15 protein-coding genes are annotated in these 16,704 nt (G+C 38.9%); 1 reads left to right on the top strand and 14 read right to left on the bottom strand.

Translation table 11 applies throughout. The features are described 5' to 3' along the window. Nucleotides 1–67: 67 nt before the first annotated feature. From DM558_RS02495 to DM558_RS02460, 8 genes are all read right to left on the bottom strand, one after another. Nucleotides 68–832 carry an acid phosphatase gene (locus DM558_RS02495; RefSeq protein ID WP_127161899.1) on the bottom strand — a complete coding sequence of 255 codons (765 nt, stop codon included), beginning with the start codon at nucleotides 830–832 and terminating at the stop codon, nucleotides 68–70. Nucleotides 833–1,345: 513 nt separating this feature from the next. Beyond that, nucleotides 1,346–2,353, bottom strand: coding sequence for a hypothetical protein (locus DM558_RS02490; protein ID WP_127161898.1), 1,008 nt, complete (start codon nucleotides 2,351–2,353; stop codon nucleotides 1,346–1,348). Nucleotides 2,354–2,358: 5 nt separating this feature from the next. Then, entirely contained in the window at nucleotides 2,359–3,516 is a 1,158-nt protein-coding gene (locus DM558_RS02485; RefSeq protein WP_127161897.1) for a glutathionylspermidine synthase family protein, read from the bottom strand. Then, nucleotides 3,517–4,299, bottom strand: a complete 783-nt coding sequence (locus DM558_RS02480) for a DUF1190 domain-containing protein (RefSeq protein WP_127161896.1) — start codon at nucleotides 4,297–4,299, stop codon at nucleotides 3,517–3,519. Nucleotides 4,300–4,312: 13 nt separating this feature from the next. Then, entirely contained in the window at nucleotides 4,313–4,960 is a 648-nt protein-coding gene (locus DM558_RS02475) for a DUF2491 family protein (RefSeq protein ID WP_127161895.1), read from the bottom strand. A gap of 328 nt (nucleotides 4,961–5,288) precedes the next feature. Next, nucleotides 5,289–7,229 carry a MacB family efflux pump subunit gene (locus DM558_RS02470; protein WP_127161894.1) on the bottom strand — a complete coding sequence of 647 codons (1,941 nt, stop codon included), beginning with the start codon at nucleotides 7,227–7,229 and terminating at the stop codon, nucleotides 5,289–5,291. Between the two features lie 14 nt (nucleotides 7,230–7,243). Beyond that, nucleotides 7,244–8,404: an efflux RND transporter periplasmic adaptor subunit gene (locus tag DM558_RS02465; protein ID WP_127161893.1), complete on the bottom strand. Its 1,161-nt coding sequence runs from the start codon at nucleotides 8,402–8,404 to the stop codon at nucleotides 7,244–7,246. Nucleotides 8,405–8,552: 148 nt separating this feature from the next. Beyond that, nucleotides 8,553–8,825, bottom strand: a complete 273-nt coding sequence (locus DM558_RS02460; RefSeq protein ID WP_127161892.1) for a hypothetical protein — start codon at nucleotides 8,823–8,825, stop codon at nucleotides 8,553–8,555. A gap of 579 nt (nucleotides 8,826–9,404) precedes the next feature. Here DM558_RS02460 and DM558_RS02455 point away from each other — a divergent pair. Then, nucleotides 9,405–10,706 (top strand): Na+/H+ antiporter NhaC family protein, encoded by a 1,302-nt coding sequence (locus DM558_RS02455; RefSeq protein ID WP_127161891.1) that lies wholly within the window; start codon nucleotides 9,405–9,407, stop codon nucleotides 10,704–10,706. Nucleotides 10,707–10,733: 27 nt separating this feature from the next. Here DM558_RS02455 and DM558_RS15735 read toward each other — a convergent pair whose 3' ends face one another. From DM558_RS15735 to DM558_RS02425, 6 genes are read right to left on the bottom strand one after another with little or no spacing between them, the layout of a single operon-like run. After that, entirely contained in the window at nucleotides 10,734–11,516 is a 783-nt protein-coding gene (locus DM558_RS15735; RefSeq protein WP_228411794.1) for a GlcG/HbpS family heme-binding protein, read from the bottom strand. Nucleotides 11,517–11,526: 10 nt separating this feature from the next. Further along, a complete protein-coding gene (locus DM558_RS02445; RefSeq protein ID WP_127161890.1) occupies nucleotides 11,527–11,886 on the bottom strand; it encodes a glycerol dehydratase reactivase beta/small subunit family protein in 360 nt (119 codons plus the stop codon). Beyond that, nucleotides 11,883–13,703 (bottom strand): diol dehydratase reactivase subunit alpha, encoded by a 1,821-nt coding sequence (locus DM558_RS02440; RefSeq protein ID WP_127161889.1) that lies wholly within the window; start codon nucleotides 13,701–13,703, stop codon nucleotides 11,883–11,885. Before DM558_RS02440 ends, DM558_RS02445 begins: the two co-directional genes overlap by 4 nt. Nucleotides 13,704–13,729: 26 nt before the next feature. Continuing rightward, on the bottom strand, nucleotides 13,730–14,242 hold the full coding sequence (locus DM558_RS02435) for a diol dehydratase small subunit (protein WP_127161888.1): 513 nt from the start codon (nucleotides 14,240–14,242) through the stop codon (nucleotides 13,730–13,732). A gap of 15 nt (nucleotides 14,243–14,257) precedes the next feature. Further along, nucleotides 14,258–14,926, bottom strand: coding sequence for a propanediol/glycerol family dehydratase medium subunit (locus DM558_RS02430; RefSeq protein WP_109703215.1), 669 nt, complete (start codon nucleotides 14,924–14,926; stop codon nucleotides 14,258–14,260). 20 nt (nucleotides 14,927–14,946) lie between these two features. Beyond that, nucleotides 14,947–16,611 carry a propanediol/glycerol family dehydratase large subunit gene (locus DM558_RS02425; protein WP_109703216.1) on the bottom strand — a complete coding sequence of 555 codons (1,665 nt, stop codon included), beginning with the start codon at nucleotides 16,609–16,611 and terminating at the stop codon, nucleotides 14,947–14,949. Nucleotides 16,612–16,704: the final 93 nt, after the last annotated feature.

Genomic DNA, 16,704 nt, shown 5'->3' with positions numbered 1-16,704 from the left:
ACTAAAATATTGCTGTAGGTTTTGATCTGCCCCACCTTTAATAGAGAGCTTTCTTCAAGTTATCAACCTACTTATTTTTAAATTGAGTATGTGATGAATAATTTAAACCTACATGTAGTTCTTGCTTGGCTTTATCTAGGTCTTTTTGAAACGCGGGCTCTGCATGTAACCTAGCGACTATTTCTGACCCAATAATGCGGCCTGCATCAACATCACTTTGCCAATGGTAACCACAAATAACACGACTTTGTCCAAAATCGTAGCCTCGTTTTAGGATTTCATTTTGACGTTCTGGCATAATTTCAGCCAATATTAAAGCGGTAGCCCAACCATAGGTAGTATGGCCTGATGGGTAAGAACCTTCTTTGCTGAGACGTTTTTCTGAAGGTGGGTAACAAGTAGCGCTTTTAAACATGACATAAGGTCTTTCTCGGTTATAGTATAGTTTAGCCGCACGCGTACCCTGCTTTGAGTCTAGTCGTAAATTACGCAATAAGCGGTAGGTATCGGGGGTATTTTTTTCTGTAATATTGATACCAAGGGCTTTGGCGAATGGTTCACCTACGTTATCGGCTGATGAGTTAGCATCTTCGCTGGCTACCACCCAACGTGGTGTATTTTTTAAACTCTGCCCTTCCTCATAGGCTTCTTTGTCTCGTAAAAAACTTATACTGTCAACGGCAGGTGGTTTGGGAAGTAGAGCTAGGCTATCAGCTACGCTGTCTTTAGTTAAATAAGGATGGTAGATAGTTGATTTAGCAAATGCCCCATAACTCATGGTTGCAATGCTGGAGACAAGTAATAGGTCTAAAATAACTCTTTGTACTTTCATAAAACAATTCCTATGCTTAGCTATTTAATGTTTTTTTCATTTTTAAGACATGGCTGCACAAAAATGAAGAATACCATTAAGATAGATTATTTCACTTGTTTTAAAGTGGTCAGATATATTCGTTTATAAAAAAGCAACTCGTTGTCAAGTCATGATCGCCCACAACATTAGCCCAGTTTTTTAACTATTGAGCCCACTATAATTTTAGTGGAGGCGACTAATAAAAGTAAAGTTATAGTAGTCCTTTAATATATTTCCACTGTTCCCAGACGTCTTTCAAATTCTCACAGTAGTTATACCATTGATAAATACGTTTTACTTTACTTTCTTCGATATGGTTCTATAAGAAAGGCACTAACTACTATGACATTTTAATTAATGCAGTTAGTTGGATATGTAGTACTCAGGTGGATAAGAAGATGATATAGGATCTTCCTATTTTGCTTGGAGCCCTTTACCTATTTGTAACAGGCAGCAAGACGAATCTAACTAGCTCATTTAAAAGTTAATACTTCATTTTTTATGATCAGCATACAGATCAAATTGATAGCCTATTAAATGGTGTAGTTGCTTATCCTCATACGTAGGTTTTGCACGCAGTAGTTCAGGAGGTTGACTACAGGACTTCATTGTTTTTGTATCATTAAATTTTTCGGATTTTATCATCTCATACACAATATAAACCTTAGCGCTATTTGCTACAGGTTTTTGTTGATAATAAGAAGAGCTTGTAAAATAAGGAACAAGAACAATCCTGCGGACGTCTGGCTGCTCACTTATAAATTTATCAAACTGACCACTAGCATCTGTTAACACAGCATTTTTAAGCACCAAGCGTGCCTCATAAAAGCTGTTGTTAGGTAATACACGTTGTTTTTGTATGAACCTTGAAAGATCTAATGTTGTATAATTAATCTTAGGCAGTCCGTTGATTTCTACGGCACAAGCTTTAGCTAACACTAAACCTTGAAAACTTGATACTAACTCATGCTGGCTCCCCATTGTCACTATCGATTCATAGTGCTTAATATATGGTTTAGCCGCTGCTTCATAGGCCTCTTTTTGTCCATTTTTAGCTACTAGCATGTCAATCATGCTACTATAATTTGATGAAAAAGACGTATCAAAACTTAGTTTATAAATATCGCCTATATTATGTGCTTTATCATAAAGATATTGATTATACTCTTGCTGAATTTTTTTGAATTTTTCAGTTAATATATTTTTCTTTGATTGATCTATACTGTTTGCGGGAAGATAAAAGGTAACTATATTATCCCCTGTTTTTTCACTGATTAAAAACTGATGGTTATTTCCTAACTTGATATTTTGACTGGTTAGTAATGTATCCATATCACGATGAACTCTATCAAGCAAACCGCTGGATACCTTATAATCGAATACCAATGAAATTTTATCATCTTGATCAACTGTTTTTTCACCATCTCCGCAGCCAGATAACGCTAATAAGGAGAAGATACTGGTTACAGTATAGGCCATTAAAATAACTAATTTTTTCATTATCATTAATCTAAAATAATATGGGGTAAAAAACGGCTAGTATCTTTAGTAATTAGCGTATCGTCTTCGCGAATACCTATTCCGGCTGCAAGATCGCCTACAACCCAACTACCCACTAGCGTATAATTTTTTTCAAAACAAGGTAACGGACAAAAAGCCTGCCGCACAAAAGGTGAGTTTATATAAGGCCCATCTTCCTCAATACGTTGCGCATCATGAGTGCAAATTTCTACATTAGCTCCCTCTCTTGATAAAAAGGGTTTACGAACCCAACCAGACGGAAGCTTTGAGGTAGGATCTTGATCCATAAAACAAGGGAGTAAATTAGGATGATTAGGAAACTTCTCCCATAACAATGCGAGAATACCTTTATTAGATAAAATCGCTTTCCACGCAGGCTCAACAAAACAAGTTTGACTACTCATAATGGCTTTACCAAAATCATCTTCAAACATAAACTCCCAAGGATATAGTTTGAACAATGTTTTTATTGGTTCATCGTCTAAGTCAACAAAAAGCCCCTGCTTGTTCAACCCAATATCTTCAACATTGATATTACGGGTAACTAATCCTACCCCCTCAGCAATGTCTCTAAAATAGGCAATAGTGCCTTGATCCTCTTCTGAATCGCCTACTGCGGAGAAATAAAATGGTTGTGCAAAGTTATTTAATTGAAAAGCTAACGTCAACTTTTCCTGGATCGAATTAAACTGATCTGAATGGTGGGGTAGTTGATCCGCAGCAATTTGCTGCTCTAACCAAACCAGTTGAAAAAAAGCACTTTCATATAACGAGGTTGGCGTATCATAATTTAGCTCTAACAATTTAGCAGCAGAGCGTCCATCATACGAAAAGTCCATACGCCCATAAAGATGTGGGCTTCCATTTTTCCAAGTATCCGCAATATATTGCCAATAATCCTCGGGAATAGCTAAGCGTTTTAATAACAGCTCATCTTTAACAGCATCAGCCACCAAGCTCATGCACATTTCATGAAGCTCTTCAGTAGGCTTCTCTAAATCCTGCTCAATTTGCTGAAGTGTAAATTGGTAGTAGGCTGTTTCATCCCAATAAGGTGCACCGCCAATACTGTGAAAAGAAAAACCTAATGACTCAGCAATACCTTGCCAATTTTCTCTCGGTGAACTTATAACTCGCTTCATTTAGCCCCCAAAGTAACTACGGCTGTATGACCTTGAAAAGCCACTACGATAACTTGATGAGCTACTACGATAAGTTTTTGAAGAAGAGCTTGAGTTCTTATAAGCTCCACCAGAACCATAACGCTTAACACTTGGCTGGTTTTGTGCCCTTTCTGTAAAAGAAAAGGAGCTGTCTTTATTAGCCATCATTTTGTTGGCCATATAGCCAGCAGCAGCCCCTGTGACAGCAGCGCCAACGACATGTGAGGTTGAGCCTGTTGATGAAGCGTGAATCCCACTACTTTCTGTTGCTGCACTCAGGTTAGTAGGACTACGCCCTTCTCTCGGTTTATAGAGCGGTTCTACTATATATTGCGATTCTTTTTGAGCAATTGAGCGAGCATAGTCATCCACCACTGGGTCAATGGTATTACCTTGCTTATCCACAACAATTTCTCGGGTGCTGGAGAGTTGGAAACCAGAGGAGCGAGCATAGGTTCTATGCGTTGTTGAACCGGAGGATGTAGAGTTCGTATCATCAACACATAAATCATCATCAAAATCTTTCAGACAATTTTCTTTACTATCGTAAATTAATGGATTTTTCTTCTCTAGATCTTTAACAGCTGTATACGCTTTTGAGCAAACTAAAGGATTTTGTTTATCATCTAAACAGTCTTGTAAATCTTTATAGTTTTTAACCTCAGTTACGGTTTTAAGGTTATGTTCTTGCTGATTACAGGCTGTTAAATAAAAAGGAGTTGCACTGATTAAAAGTAATTGGACTGCTTTACTGCGTTTCATAATTTTCCTTAATTCAATTAACACAAAGCTCTGCAAGATCTAACGAAAAACCTTGAGCAATCATTTGTAAATACGTATTATCTGTTTCACCCTTCTCTAAAGAGTAAAACCAGTACTCTTTTCTCGCTGGTGTTAACTTGCGACTAAAAATCATTTGCTCAAAATGTACACTGTATGACTCGTCTTTATTTACAACATGTTCTACGGTAGGAATATCATTTTTTATAGCCGTATTCCAGCATCGCTCAAAGACTTTGCCTTGATGTTCCCATTGCTGTTTAGACAGTGGTAGCTTTACTTCATCCGTTAATTCACTGGATGTCAATGTTTTTGATCTAAGCCAATAAAATAAAATAATTTCTATTGATTTTTCTGGAGCATTTTTATCATAGCTGACTTGTAACCACGTCTCGTCATCCCACAAGTAATAGCGGTACACTGTTTGTTGTGCAATTGAAAGACTACCGATACTAAAAATACGCTGTGGCAGCGGGCTATAAGTAAACTCACGAAAACCTTTCAACTCAGCTTCACAGGAAGCAGTAATTGAAACAGTATTTTTTATTCGTAGTTTTTTTAAAATAGGAGGAAGGTTATCCTTCTGACTATCCGTCGCCTCTGTTGCAGAGGATGACTTAAACAAATTACTAAACCAACTCATGTAACAACCAACCCCTTTGATTACAAACTTCTTAAAAAAATATCAGTAAACTCACGATGTAGCTTACTGTGTATTATTGTATAACCGTTTAAATTAAACTGCCGTATGATAGCTTGGTAAAATCAGCCTTACAATGATATTTATCAAACAATAAATTAGATTTAGTGTCATCTAACTCTCAGTTCTTATGTGTGTTTAATCGAGTTCTTACTTACCCTTATTGATTGCGTTAAATTTACTTAACGTAATTCTTTTAGGAAAAATTATTGTTCTCCATACAATTAAGCCGTTAATTTCCTTAAAGTCATAAGTTAAACGATAGCAAAGCTTACTCTCGAGAAAGAGCAACGATGGGATTTAATCTTGAGGCATTACGTGCGGGCATAAAACCGAAAACAATGCCAATTACGCTAGAACAACAAAGCGCTACAATAATGGAGTCTAATGAAAATAAAAAGGGGAAACCCTCGAGTAAGTAGCTAAAGATAAAGCCAATCAAATAAGAAAGACCAATACCTAAACCACCACCGATTAAACAAATTAAAACGGCCTCAATTAAGAATTGCTCTAAGATACTATACTCTCTAGCCCCGATAGCCATTCTTACACCAATTTCTTTAGTTCTCTCCGTGACAGATACTAGCATGATATTCATTACACCAATCCCACCCACCACTAGAGAGATCAAAGCAATACAAGATATGAGCAAGGTCATAGTATTTGTCGTACTCTGTATTGTCTGTTTTATCGAATCCATACTTGCTGTATAAAAATCTTCTGTCCCATGTTTAACGGCCAAAAACTTTTTAAGGCCTTGATCGGCTATTTGCGCACTTAAACTCTCTTTAACTTTTACTATGATCGAAGTAATATTCTGATTCCCTGAAACCCTAGTCATTACAGTCGTATATGGAATCCACAACTCTAAATTATTACTTCCCGCCATAAAGCCAGAACTAGGTGCGGTAACTCCAATAATCTCTAGCGGTTGTTTATTAAACAAAACCACTTTACCTATGGCATTAGATGACGGAAATAGGCGTTTTTTTGTATTATTATCGATCACTACAACCGCATTATTGTTGATAACATCTTCTTTATTAAAAAAACGCCCTGTGGCTATTTTCAGCCCCTTGATATTTGCATATTGTTCATTAACACCGGCTACCTGTGCATTAACAGAGACATTATTAAACACTAAAACGCCAGAGGCTGAAGCAGTTGGGCTTACGCCCCCTAAGTAATTTAGCTTTGCAAGCTCTTGCGCATCATCAACGCTCAAGGAAGTTACTTTACCTGAATAAATATCCCCAGCGCCACTACCTGGGTAAATCGTAATCGTATCCGTGCCTAACGAGCTAATATCTGCAAGTATTTTTTCTTGGGACCCTCGCCCTAAAGCCACAACTGAAACAACAGAGGCAATACCAATAATAATACCAAGCATTGTCAGTATAGAACGTAGTTTATGCGCTAAAATGGCTTGAATAGACATTTTAAATGACTCGACTAACTGATCTTTGTAAAAAATAAAGGAGTTATATTTTCGTTTGGCTGGTTTTTCTTTTACATTGTTTTCTTCTAAAGGATGCTTTCTTATATCTGAGATGATATTACCGTCTTTTATTTCTATTACACGATGTGCATACTTAGCAATTTGCGGGTCATGTGTCACTAAAATAATGGTATGGTTTAACCGATGTAGCTCTGTTAAAACCTGCATGACCATCTTACCACTTTGAGAATCTAAAGCCCCTGTCGGTTCATCTGCTAAAATAATCTGACCACCGTTCATCAGGGCTCGAGCAATACTTACCCGTTGTTGTTGTCCACCTGATAACTCATGAGGTTTATTTTTTAGCTTATCGCCTAGGCCTAAATCTGTCAGTAATTTTTTAGCCCTACTCACACGCTGGGCGTGGCCAATACCTAAATAGATAGCAGGCAATGCGACATTATCTAGAGCAGATAAACTCGATAATAAGTTATAGCGCTGAAAAATAAAACCAAACTTCTCGCCCCTTATTTTTGCTAATTCATTAGAAGATAGAGAACTGACTTCTCGTCCATCAATCTTATAAGAACCTGATGAAGGCGTATCTAAACAACCTAATGTATTCATTAAGGTTGTTTTTCCTGAGCCTGATTGTCCAATAATCGCGATAAACTCTCCAGACTCGATAGATAAATTAACTTCGTTTAAAACAGCAACGCGATTAGCCGCCTCCCCAAAATATTTGGTTAGATTAGACACCTCTATCATCGGCATGGCGTTAATCTCAACTACTCAGGCAAAGCATTGGTTTGCATTGTAGGAGGAGCCATCATCATCGTCACAACACGCTCCCCCTCTTGTAGACCAGACAGAACTTCTGCATTAATATTATCTGTTAGTCCTATGGTTATCTTTTTAGGGGTTACCGTTAAACCATCGGTATTTAATACATCAACATAAACACCATCGAATCCTTCTTTTAACGCAACCTTAGGCACAATTAAAACATTATCGGCACTAGCAATGGTAATGGTATTTTGAGTCGTCATTCCAATACGAAATTTGTTATTTTTATTGGGTACAATTAAATTTGCGTAATAATAAACAGCCGAACTTGTGTCACCTGTTCCATTATAGTCACCCTTAGTAAGTGACAAAAGCCCAGGATCAATACTCTGCAATTTAGCATGATAAACCACTTGTGGCTCTGATAGGATATAGTAACTGACATCCATATCGGGCTTTATTTTTGTTATATCACCCTCGGAAATCTGCATTTTTATTTCCATTTTTGATAAATCAGCAATCTTTACAATCGTCGGTGTTGTTTGATTTGAGTTAACTGTTTGCCCTGCCTCAATGGGGGTCGAAACAACTGTTCCATCTAGCGGTGCAATAATTTTAGTGTAACTCAAATCTGTTTCAGCATTATTCACTTCTATTTCTGTTTGAATAATCTGCGACTTCATATCAGAAACACTTGCTTGGGCAGTCGCTAAAGTATCTTCTGCTGTTTCAAAGTTTTCAATTGATGTGGCATTATATTTTCTTAAGTTTCTCTCTCTAATATATTTTTTTCTTGCCACGTGCAAAGACACTTCTTTTGAAACCAACTGCGCCTTATAAGTTTCTAACTTTGCCTTACTTATATTAAGTGCATTTATTTGAGGAACGGAGTCAATGTCTGCAATTTTATCGCCTTTTTTGACATGCTGACCTAATTTGACATATAACTTTGTGATTTGACCAGAGACTTGAGCACCCACCGTCACCAACTGTGCTGCACCAATCTCACCAGAGGCATTAACTGTTCTTTTTATATTACCAAAACGAACAGGCTCTGAAATATAGAATGTCTGATAACTTACAGAAAAAAAAGCAAAATAACACCAGTAAACCAGTACAAACAATAATAAGAGGAAAAAGATTAATTTTATTCCTTTTTTCACTAAATTTCCCTGTATTTATAACACTGGTTCATTTTGTAAATAATACATTTTTTACAAAACAATAAAAATCTTTTCTAAAAATTTAGAGCCATCTTTATTGCCAATACATCTTATCCTAAGCAATACGGCAAAGATAACTCTCTAGCTATTAGTTTATGCTAGGTCCGTTAGTTGGAGCTGGACAGTAACCGATTAAAGGACCATAAGTAACTGTTGTTTCAGAAGTGAAAACACCTGCTGAATAAATACCTCTTTTCCAATAGCAAATCTTCATTAGAGGGTTAAATATATGTCCTGTAGGTGCTAAAGTCATTCCAACAAGATGCCAAGGTTGATTAGATAAATCTACTTGTTGAGCTTGCGCAGGAACTGACATAACTCCACATACTGCAATTGCAGCAGCAATAATAGTTTTTTTCATCGTAAATCTCCATAATTGATGATAAATGCTTTGTAACAAATTCCACAAAGCTTTTAAATGATACTGTTACATCAAAAATACATCAATATAGACTAAAGCATTATTTATAATAATATATCCATAATAATCAGTGCATTAAATAAAAAATATACCTATTAAAAAGGAATTTCTTAACATAAAAAATAATCTTTTATAAACACCTAATACAAAAAAATTACAATCTAACCTTAAAAAGTAACTAATAAATTACCAATATTGTGTCATGAGAAATGACAATTTAAAAAGAGTGTTTAATATCTTTACTAAAAGTATTGTTTCTTCCCTCTTCAGGTAAACTCCAAATACTTAAACTACTCATATAGTTTTTATTAGTTTTAAGCTAAACAAAAGCAAAATAAAGAGCTTTTCTGGCTTTAAATACTCAAGCTTACTTGTTTTAATTTTTCCTGAGGGCTACTATTCTTTTCTAATAGACTAGGGACTCGTTTTATTAATAGTTTTATTAGAATGCAGTCTACAATCTCTTTACTAGCGATGATAAAGCAACTTAATATTTAATGATTGGATTGAAGATATACTATGGAACTCATCATCATTGGCCTCTTTGGTCTTAGCTTATTATTTTGTCTTTTAGCTAACCTTTCTATTTTATATGCTTTATTGATTGGGTACGTCCTTTTTTTCTGCTATGGGTTAATCACAAAGCATGGGGTTAAGGAGTTACTTCGACTCTCAGTACAAGGTATTTATCAAATAAAAGTCATTTTAATTGTGCTCGTTCTTATTGGGATGATAACCGCCACTTGGCGAGCATCGGGTACTATTGCTTATATTACTTATACTTCGTCACATTTAATTATTCCCAGTATTTTTATTTTCATTGTCTTTTTACTTAATTGCGTTATTTCTATCCTGACAGGTACTTCTGTTGGCACAGCAGCAACCATGGGCATTATTTGTATGAGTCTTGGCAATATAATGGGCATTAATGGCGTACTGGTCGGTGGTGCTATTTTGTCAGGTATTTATGTTGGTGATCGTTGCTCCCCCGTTTCCACTAGTGCGCTGCTGATTAGTACATTAACAAAAAACAATATCTACCAAAATATCAGACACATGGTACGAACCAGTGTTGTGCCTTTTATAGTGACTTGTGCTATTTATTTGGTTGTTGGTTTTATCACCTCTGCAAAACCAAAAACATTAGAAATATTTGATATTATCCCTCACTACTTCCAACTTCATTGGATACTGTTACTCCCCCCTGCACTTATTATCTTTTTAGCTCTTTTTAGGCTTAAAGTACTTTGGCTAATGTCGATCAGTGTTGCTGTCAGTTGTGTTCTGTGTGTTTTTATTCAACACATCACTATCAATAATCTACTGTATATCATGCTATGGGGCTATCATATTGATAATACTGAACTTGCAGGTATATTTAATGGCGGGGGCATACTTTCAATGGTTAAAGTTATCGCTATTATTTGTATTTCTGCTTCATACTCTGGCATATTTAGTGGAACAGGTATTTTAGAGCGTTTAAAAAAATCCATTGCGGTTTCATCTAATTATTTCAGTGTTTATGGCAGTATTTTGCTTGTTTCATTTTGTACGTCAATCATTGCATGTAATCAAACACTTTCGATCATTCTTACCTATATGCTTTGTAAAGATTTAACCACTGATGAGCAAGAACTTGCTATTGATTTAGAAGATACTGCGGTTGTTGTTTCACCGCTGATTCCATGGTCGATCTCTTGTGCAATTCCTCTCGTTACAGTAGGAGCCCCCATGATGTCGATAGCCTTCGCCTGTTATCTGTTCCTAATTCCGTTATGGCGGTTAGCTTTTTTAAGGAGATACCCTAAACAAGTACCCTAGTATTTTTTATTGTGTTATTTCTAAGTACTAAATCTCAATAGACAATACTTGTTTTAAAGCAAAACGAGCCACTTGCATATCTTGTGCAACCGTTCCACCAGCCACACCTAGCCCTCCTACTAGCTTACCATCAAGCCATATTGGGAAACCGCCGCCAAAAACAACCAACCGAGGGTCATTGTGTTGTATGCCATAAAGCTCGGCTCCCGGTTGAACAAGCTCTGCTAATTGATAAGTTGGTACTTTAAAAGAAACGGCTGAATAGGCTTTATTTAAAGCCACATGAATACTGGTTTGCAGAGCATCTTCCATGCGTTGGTGGAGTACTAAATTACAACTTGCATCCATCACTGCAACCGTCACAGGCACATTGATCTGCCTTGCTTTAATCTCAGCCTGCTGAGCAAGTTTTTGTGCGCACGCCAAGGTAATGCTGGTAATATTTCGGGTAAAGCCTGTATTATCTGTTGTCATCATGTCAGAAGCTCTTTCTATTTCTAGTAAACTACTGAGATAGCTAGCTAAGGGGGTTACTTGAGTGCTTTGTGCTTGAAGATAGTTAATCGCCCCTTTCAAAAAAGCAACGGCTAATGTGCTATTTAAATAGTTTGTGGGCGTATGATCTTCTGGGACTTTAAGCAGTGCTTGTTGCAAACTACATTGTCCTTGTATAAAAAGATCAAAACTGGCTAGCCTTGCCCTTACCTCTGCACAAGCTGAGGTATTTTTTGCACAAAGTAATAAGACCCGTAAATAGCGTATGGCTGTGTCGCTTAATAGATCAGTCGCTTTTATTGTTAATTCAGCCATTATTTATTTCCTACGGTTGCTGAAATTTAAAAGGAAGCCCTTTCACTAGTCTAGCCGCATGGCTACCGAATAGTCTTAAGGATTCAGGCGTATGTGGCCAATCGGCTCGAAACAAAGACTCATTATCAGGTAAACGGCGATGATGCAACGCTAAATTACCTTGGTTATCCCAACCAATACCGACTTCTAGTGACGACTCCAATGCGGCCTTAGCCGAGAGCTGTGTAGCATCGGATGGTAGTTCTTGTTGAACTGTATGGTAAGGCACGCCCTCTTCCTCTATACCTTGCAACACGTAGTCCAGCAACTCGAGAGTGACAAGCAAATTGCTCCAATAAACTTCTATCTGTGGCTTATGCAGTTCACTCATACTTTACGCGCCTGTGTTAAGACCAACCCCGTCGCCACCGCATTTCTAGGCCCTTTAGAGCCGCGTATATTTCCTTGCCCTGCAACTACACCATAATGAGAGAGTGCATCTGTCACCAGTTGCGGAATTTCAAAATCCAGTGCTGACCCGCCTACAAGCACCACATGATCAATGCCACGTACTTGGCCTGTTGGGCTAACTGCGCGCAGGGCACGCAAGGCATTAACGACAAACACTTTACGTTTAGCATCACGGCGTACTTGGCGAATCACATCAAGGGCATGTTTACTTTGAACAGGTATCATATCCTCCTCACGCAAAATGATGACACGTGAAAAAAGCTCTGGGGGTAATGATTTATTAAAAAATTGAACTGTTCCATCTTCATGGCGAATATGGAATAGACTTTCCACCTTAGCCAAAGGGTATTTTTTTATATCCTCAGAAAGGCTTAAATTATCTAAACCTAGCTCTGTATCGATAATCAGAGTCACCATATTGCCCGCGCCAGCAAGGTGTACTGAATGGATGTTAGTGGCGCTATCCATAATGGAGGCATCGGTCGAACCTGCCCCCATATCAATAATCGCAATGGGGGTTTGAGTACCGGGGGTGGTGAGAGCTCCTTGAATCGCCATATCAGCCTCAATACCACCCACGACTACTTGCACATTAAGCTCTTTTGAGAGTTCATCAGCTATGCTTTGCATTTGCAAGCGGTCAGCCTGTACCATGGCTGCAATACCTACCGCATTTTCCATAGAAAACTCACCCGCTAAGCCCCCTTTTACTTTTTGAGGAACTGAAGTATCAACCGCTAGTAAGTCTTGTATTTTAATGTTGTTGGGGTTAGCTTCTGTTAAATTAGCCATCACTTGGCGAACGCGTTCGAGCATCCCCCCTGCATGAGAACCTGACTCCCCTTTGATATCTTGCAAAGGCTTACAAACCTCTAGGGTTTCCATTATTTTTTCAGCACCCGCATCTATGTTAACACTACGCGTGTAACTTTCCCCTATAAAGGTAATACTTCCCGCAGGAATCACTTTTTCTTGTACATCGCCTGCTCTGGTCTTTAGTACAACGGCTGAACGTGTACCAATCAAAGCACGGGCAATAGGGACGATCATTTTTGTTTCATCGGGCGTTAGGCCAAAGGCAGTGGCAATGCCATAGGGGTTAGCGAGTTGTTCAACCACTCTACCCGGTGAGGCTACTTCAACAGCAGCTTTTACCCCTAAAGGGACCTTTTCGATCAACCCAACTTCATCCACAATGGGGATAACTTTATTGAGTCGATTATTAACCAAGACACCATCATCATTCTGTAAAATAGCAGCTTGAATATCTACTTGGCGATCCATCGCTCGATTAAGTGCAATAGCCACTTCTGCAAAATCATAACGTGCAGGGACAACCACAATATAAGCCGTACCAGACACCACATAGTCTAGCTGCCCAAACCCTACAGTTTCCCCAATCCCCAAGCCCAGCCCACCAGGAGTTTCGGGATTATGGCCGATCATGGTGGATTCAGTGATGATAGTTTCGGTGATAGTTTCCATCGCCACATCACCAATTACTGGGGCGGCTTCGTTAATAGCTATCAGTTGAATGTCTTGATAGGTTGCATTGACCTTATCTAGGGCTTGTTTTATAGAGCCTAAAATACCGTGAATATTTTGCCGTGTTCCTTTAATTCCTGTGGTATTCACTATACCATCAGCAACGAATTGTAATGAGTTGTCATCAGCCAATCTAGCGATAGCGGTTTCTGTAGTCGCATTACCAATATCTACGCCGACGATTAATTTCATTACAATCCCCTATGTTACCTCTGTCATTAGTCTTTACGCAAAATTCCGCGCTCCGCATAAACCTCAGCGGCTTCTCTAACAAAAGCACTGTTAATGGTTGCACCGTATTTATTTTGCAACTCATCGGCTATCACTATCAACTCTTCCCGCGTTGACCGGTTGGGGCGTAGTGCATTATAAATCTCTAATACGCGCTCATCGGGGATCGCAATAAGCTCTGCGGCACGGCGCAAATTGCGTGCAAAAGGTGCACGCCCTGCATCTTCAGCTATTTGTGCTTGTAGCTCTAATGTTTCTGGAGCAATCCGTAAATCTTCTGCTTTTACACTGCCATCAATCACCCCTTTTAAGGTTAGATCACCAAGTTTTTTACCCGTTGGTGTTCTTACGAGATCTTGACGCTTAGAGCTAAGGGGATAATCTTTAACGCCTACCTTACCGGTTGTGGTTTGAGTTGAAGAAGGCGTACTGTTGTCTTTATTGCCAAGTGCATTAATAACACTTTGTACGATTTTATCGATTTCTAATGGTTGACTCATTGATCTATCTCCTCGTTAACCCAGTAGGTCTACTTCAACTGCCACAGTTTTTTTGTTGCGATCGACCAGTTCAGTTTCTCTGATATGAAGTATCGCTGCAAGCGCTTGGTATTTTGGCCTAGCCATTTGGTCATTACGTGTTGGCACAGGATTGGGAGCTTCGCCTTTAGCATATTTCGCAGCGTTTTTACCGATCTCCCGATAGGTTTTTAAATCCAATAATGGTGCTTGTGGAAACAGTTCTAGGTTACTCAGCGGGAATAAGTCTTTTTGGTGGATCATGGTCGTACCCTTGGACTGTATTCCAATGCCAATTCCTGACCCACTTAGTTTTGCGGCAATAAGACCAATAAATGATACATCCGAGGTGTTATAGACCTTCACTACACGGTAACGAATGCCTTCTTCTTCAATACCAGCAATCAGCTCACGAAGTACTTTATCGTGTGGAATACCACAAATGGTTTGTGTTTGTTTTGTCATGAAAGCGGGCGCTAAACCAATCACCACTTCATCACGTTGCTTGCCAGCTGTTGCATTACCCACTTCACGAATCGTAACCGTTGAGGGGGAAGAGTTGGATCTTGCTGTTGGAGTAGCAGGTGTTTGTTGATTAGCGTTAGCCCCTAAGTTTTTGATAACGTCTTCAATAATCCTGCGTAGTTCTTGTTCATTTACTTGCATTTTCTATTCTCCCACCATGATTATATGAAGTCTTCGGGATTACGGGCATTTGGAATATTTTTAATTTCTTCCCAACGCTCTGCCGACATTTGATAACCAGTACCAGGGCCTTGATAATCATTAAGATCATTCACAGCACTGCGTACATGCCAGTCCTTATCAATAATCGCTGATGTATGTAAGTAGTCGCCTACAACACGTTGCTTGAGCATATTGAAAACACTTTGTGCCACATCATCAAAACCAGCTTTAGACAGTGCCTTTACAACATCCACACCGGTAATCGCACGTTTCATCATGTCTTCGGCGGCCTTCATGTCTTCTACTAAGTTACGATCAGGCATGTCTTTACTACCATGCGCATAAGTTGCCGCTTCGACTTCTGCATCAGTGACAGGTGGGAGACCTAACTCTTTAAACACTGCTTGTATAACACGTGCGGCTTTATTACGAATTTTGACAACTTCTTGTTCTTGAACGGGGCGTAAACCTCCATCAACACGTAAATCACGCTGTAGAATATTGTAATCGTCAAAATCTTCTGCATCGAAGTTCGAACCTGCAAACATATTGTCATAGTTAGGGGTTGAACTGTAGCCTGAGAAAATAAAGTCTGTACCCGGTAATATTTGCATTAAAGCACGCGCGGTACGGCGCATATCAGAATGCGAGAAGGTTTGGTCATTACCTGATGCCACTTCAAGGTCTAACATGGTGGTAATTAAGTTCTCAGCTAACACCGCACGAATACCAGAAGGCACTGCACCGGGAATACCAATACAACTGATTGAACCATTTTGTAAGCCTTGTACACCAGCACCTTTAGTAATAAAGATACAGCGTGCTTCTAAGTAAAGCATGGACTTTCCTTCAGCATAGCCCATTTGTACTTCTGAGCCCGTACCCGAAGTAAAGCGCATTTTTAAACCACGTGAAGCATAGGCAGAAGCGAGGAAGCTTTTTGACCATGGGGTATCGTCACCATCAATAAACACTTGTTCTGTACCGTATACAGAAACCGTTTCAGCATAAGAGGTTAAACCGCGCATCCCAAAGAGTAACTCACTGGCCTCTTCCACAGAGCATTGCGTTAAAATCCCGCCGCGCCCTGTTTGTGAACCTATTAGCAAGGCTAATGCATTAAAAGGCGCATAGCGTACGATTGCAACCGTGGTTTCTTCTTCATCAAAACCACGTAACGCAGCTTCAGCGGCGTCTGCTGCAATTTGTACAGGGTTATCTTTTAGATTAGTAACATGGCACTGGTTTGATGGGGTTTTACGAGCGCGCATTTTTTGTAGCGCCATCATCATTTCAACTACATTCATATACCCCAATATTTCGCAAATTTTGGCAGGCGTCATGGACGTAGTTAAGGGGATAAGTTTTGAGCGTGGGACGTTTATATCGCAAAGCATGCCAGCAAACTTTTGCGAAGGAATCGCCATAGCTTCTTCAGTGTGCGTTAAATTAATAGCATATTCAGCAATAAAGCGATCATTAAAATCGAAATCTTTGCGTTGCTTGCCGTCTAACTCAACAACTTGGCCATTTTCAATACGAATGCTAGGTTTGGGGTCGTTAGGGCCATTCATGGCAATCATGCCTACTTCTGGCCATTCCTTGACAAAGCCATCTTGATTAACAGGACGGTTGGCAAGCACTTCAAAACGCTTGGACTTCATAGTTGTTATCCTTTAAGCTTACTAATGTTTTTAAATAATGCCTCTCGTTCTAGCCGATCAACATTTAATTTACTAAAATCTGGTTTTCCTTTA

The organism is Entomomonas moraniae (assembly GCF_003991975.1).
In the GTDB taxonomy this organism is placed as follows: domain Bacteria; phylum Pseudomonadota; class Gammaproteobacteria; order Pseudomonadales; family Pseudomonadaceae; genus Entomomonas; species Entomomonas moraniae.
The sequence above is the reverse complement of the archived record's forward strand: the minus strand, read 5'-3'. Positions and strand labels throughout refer to the sequence as shown.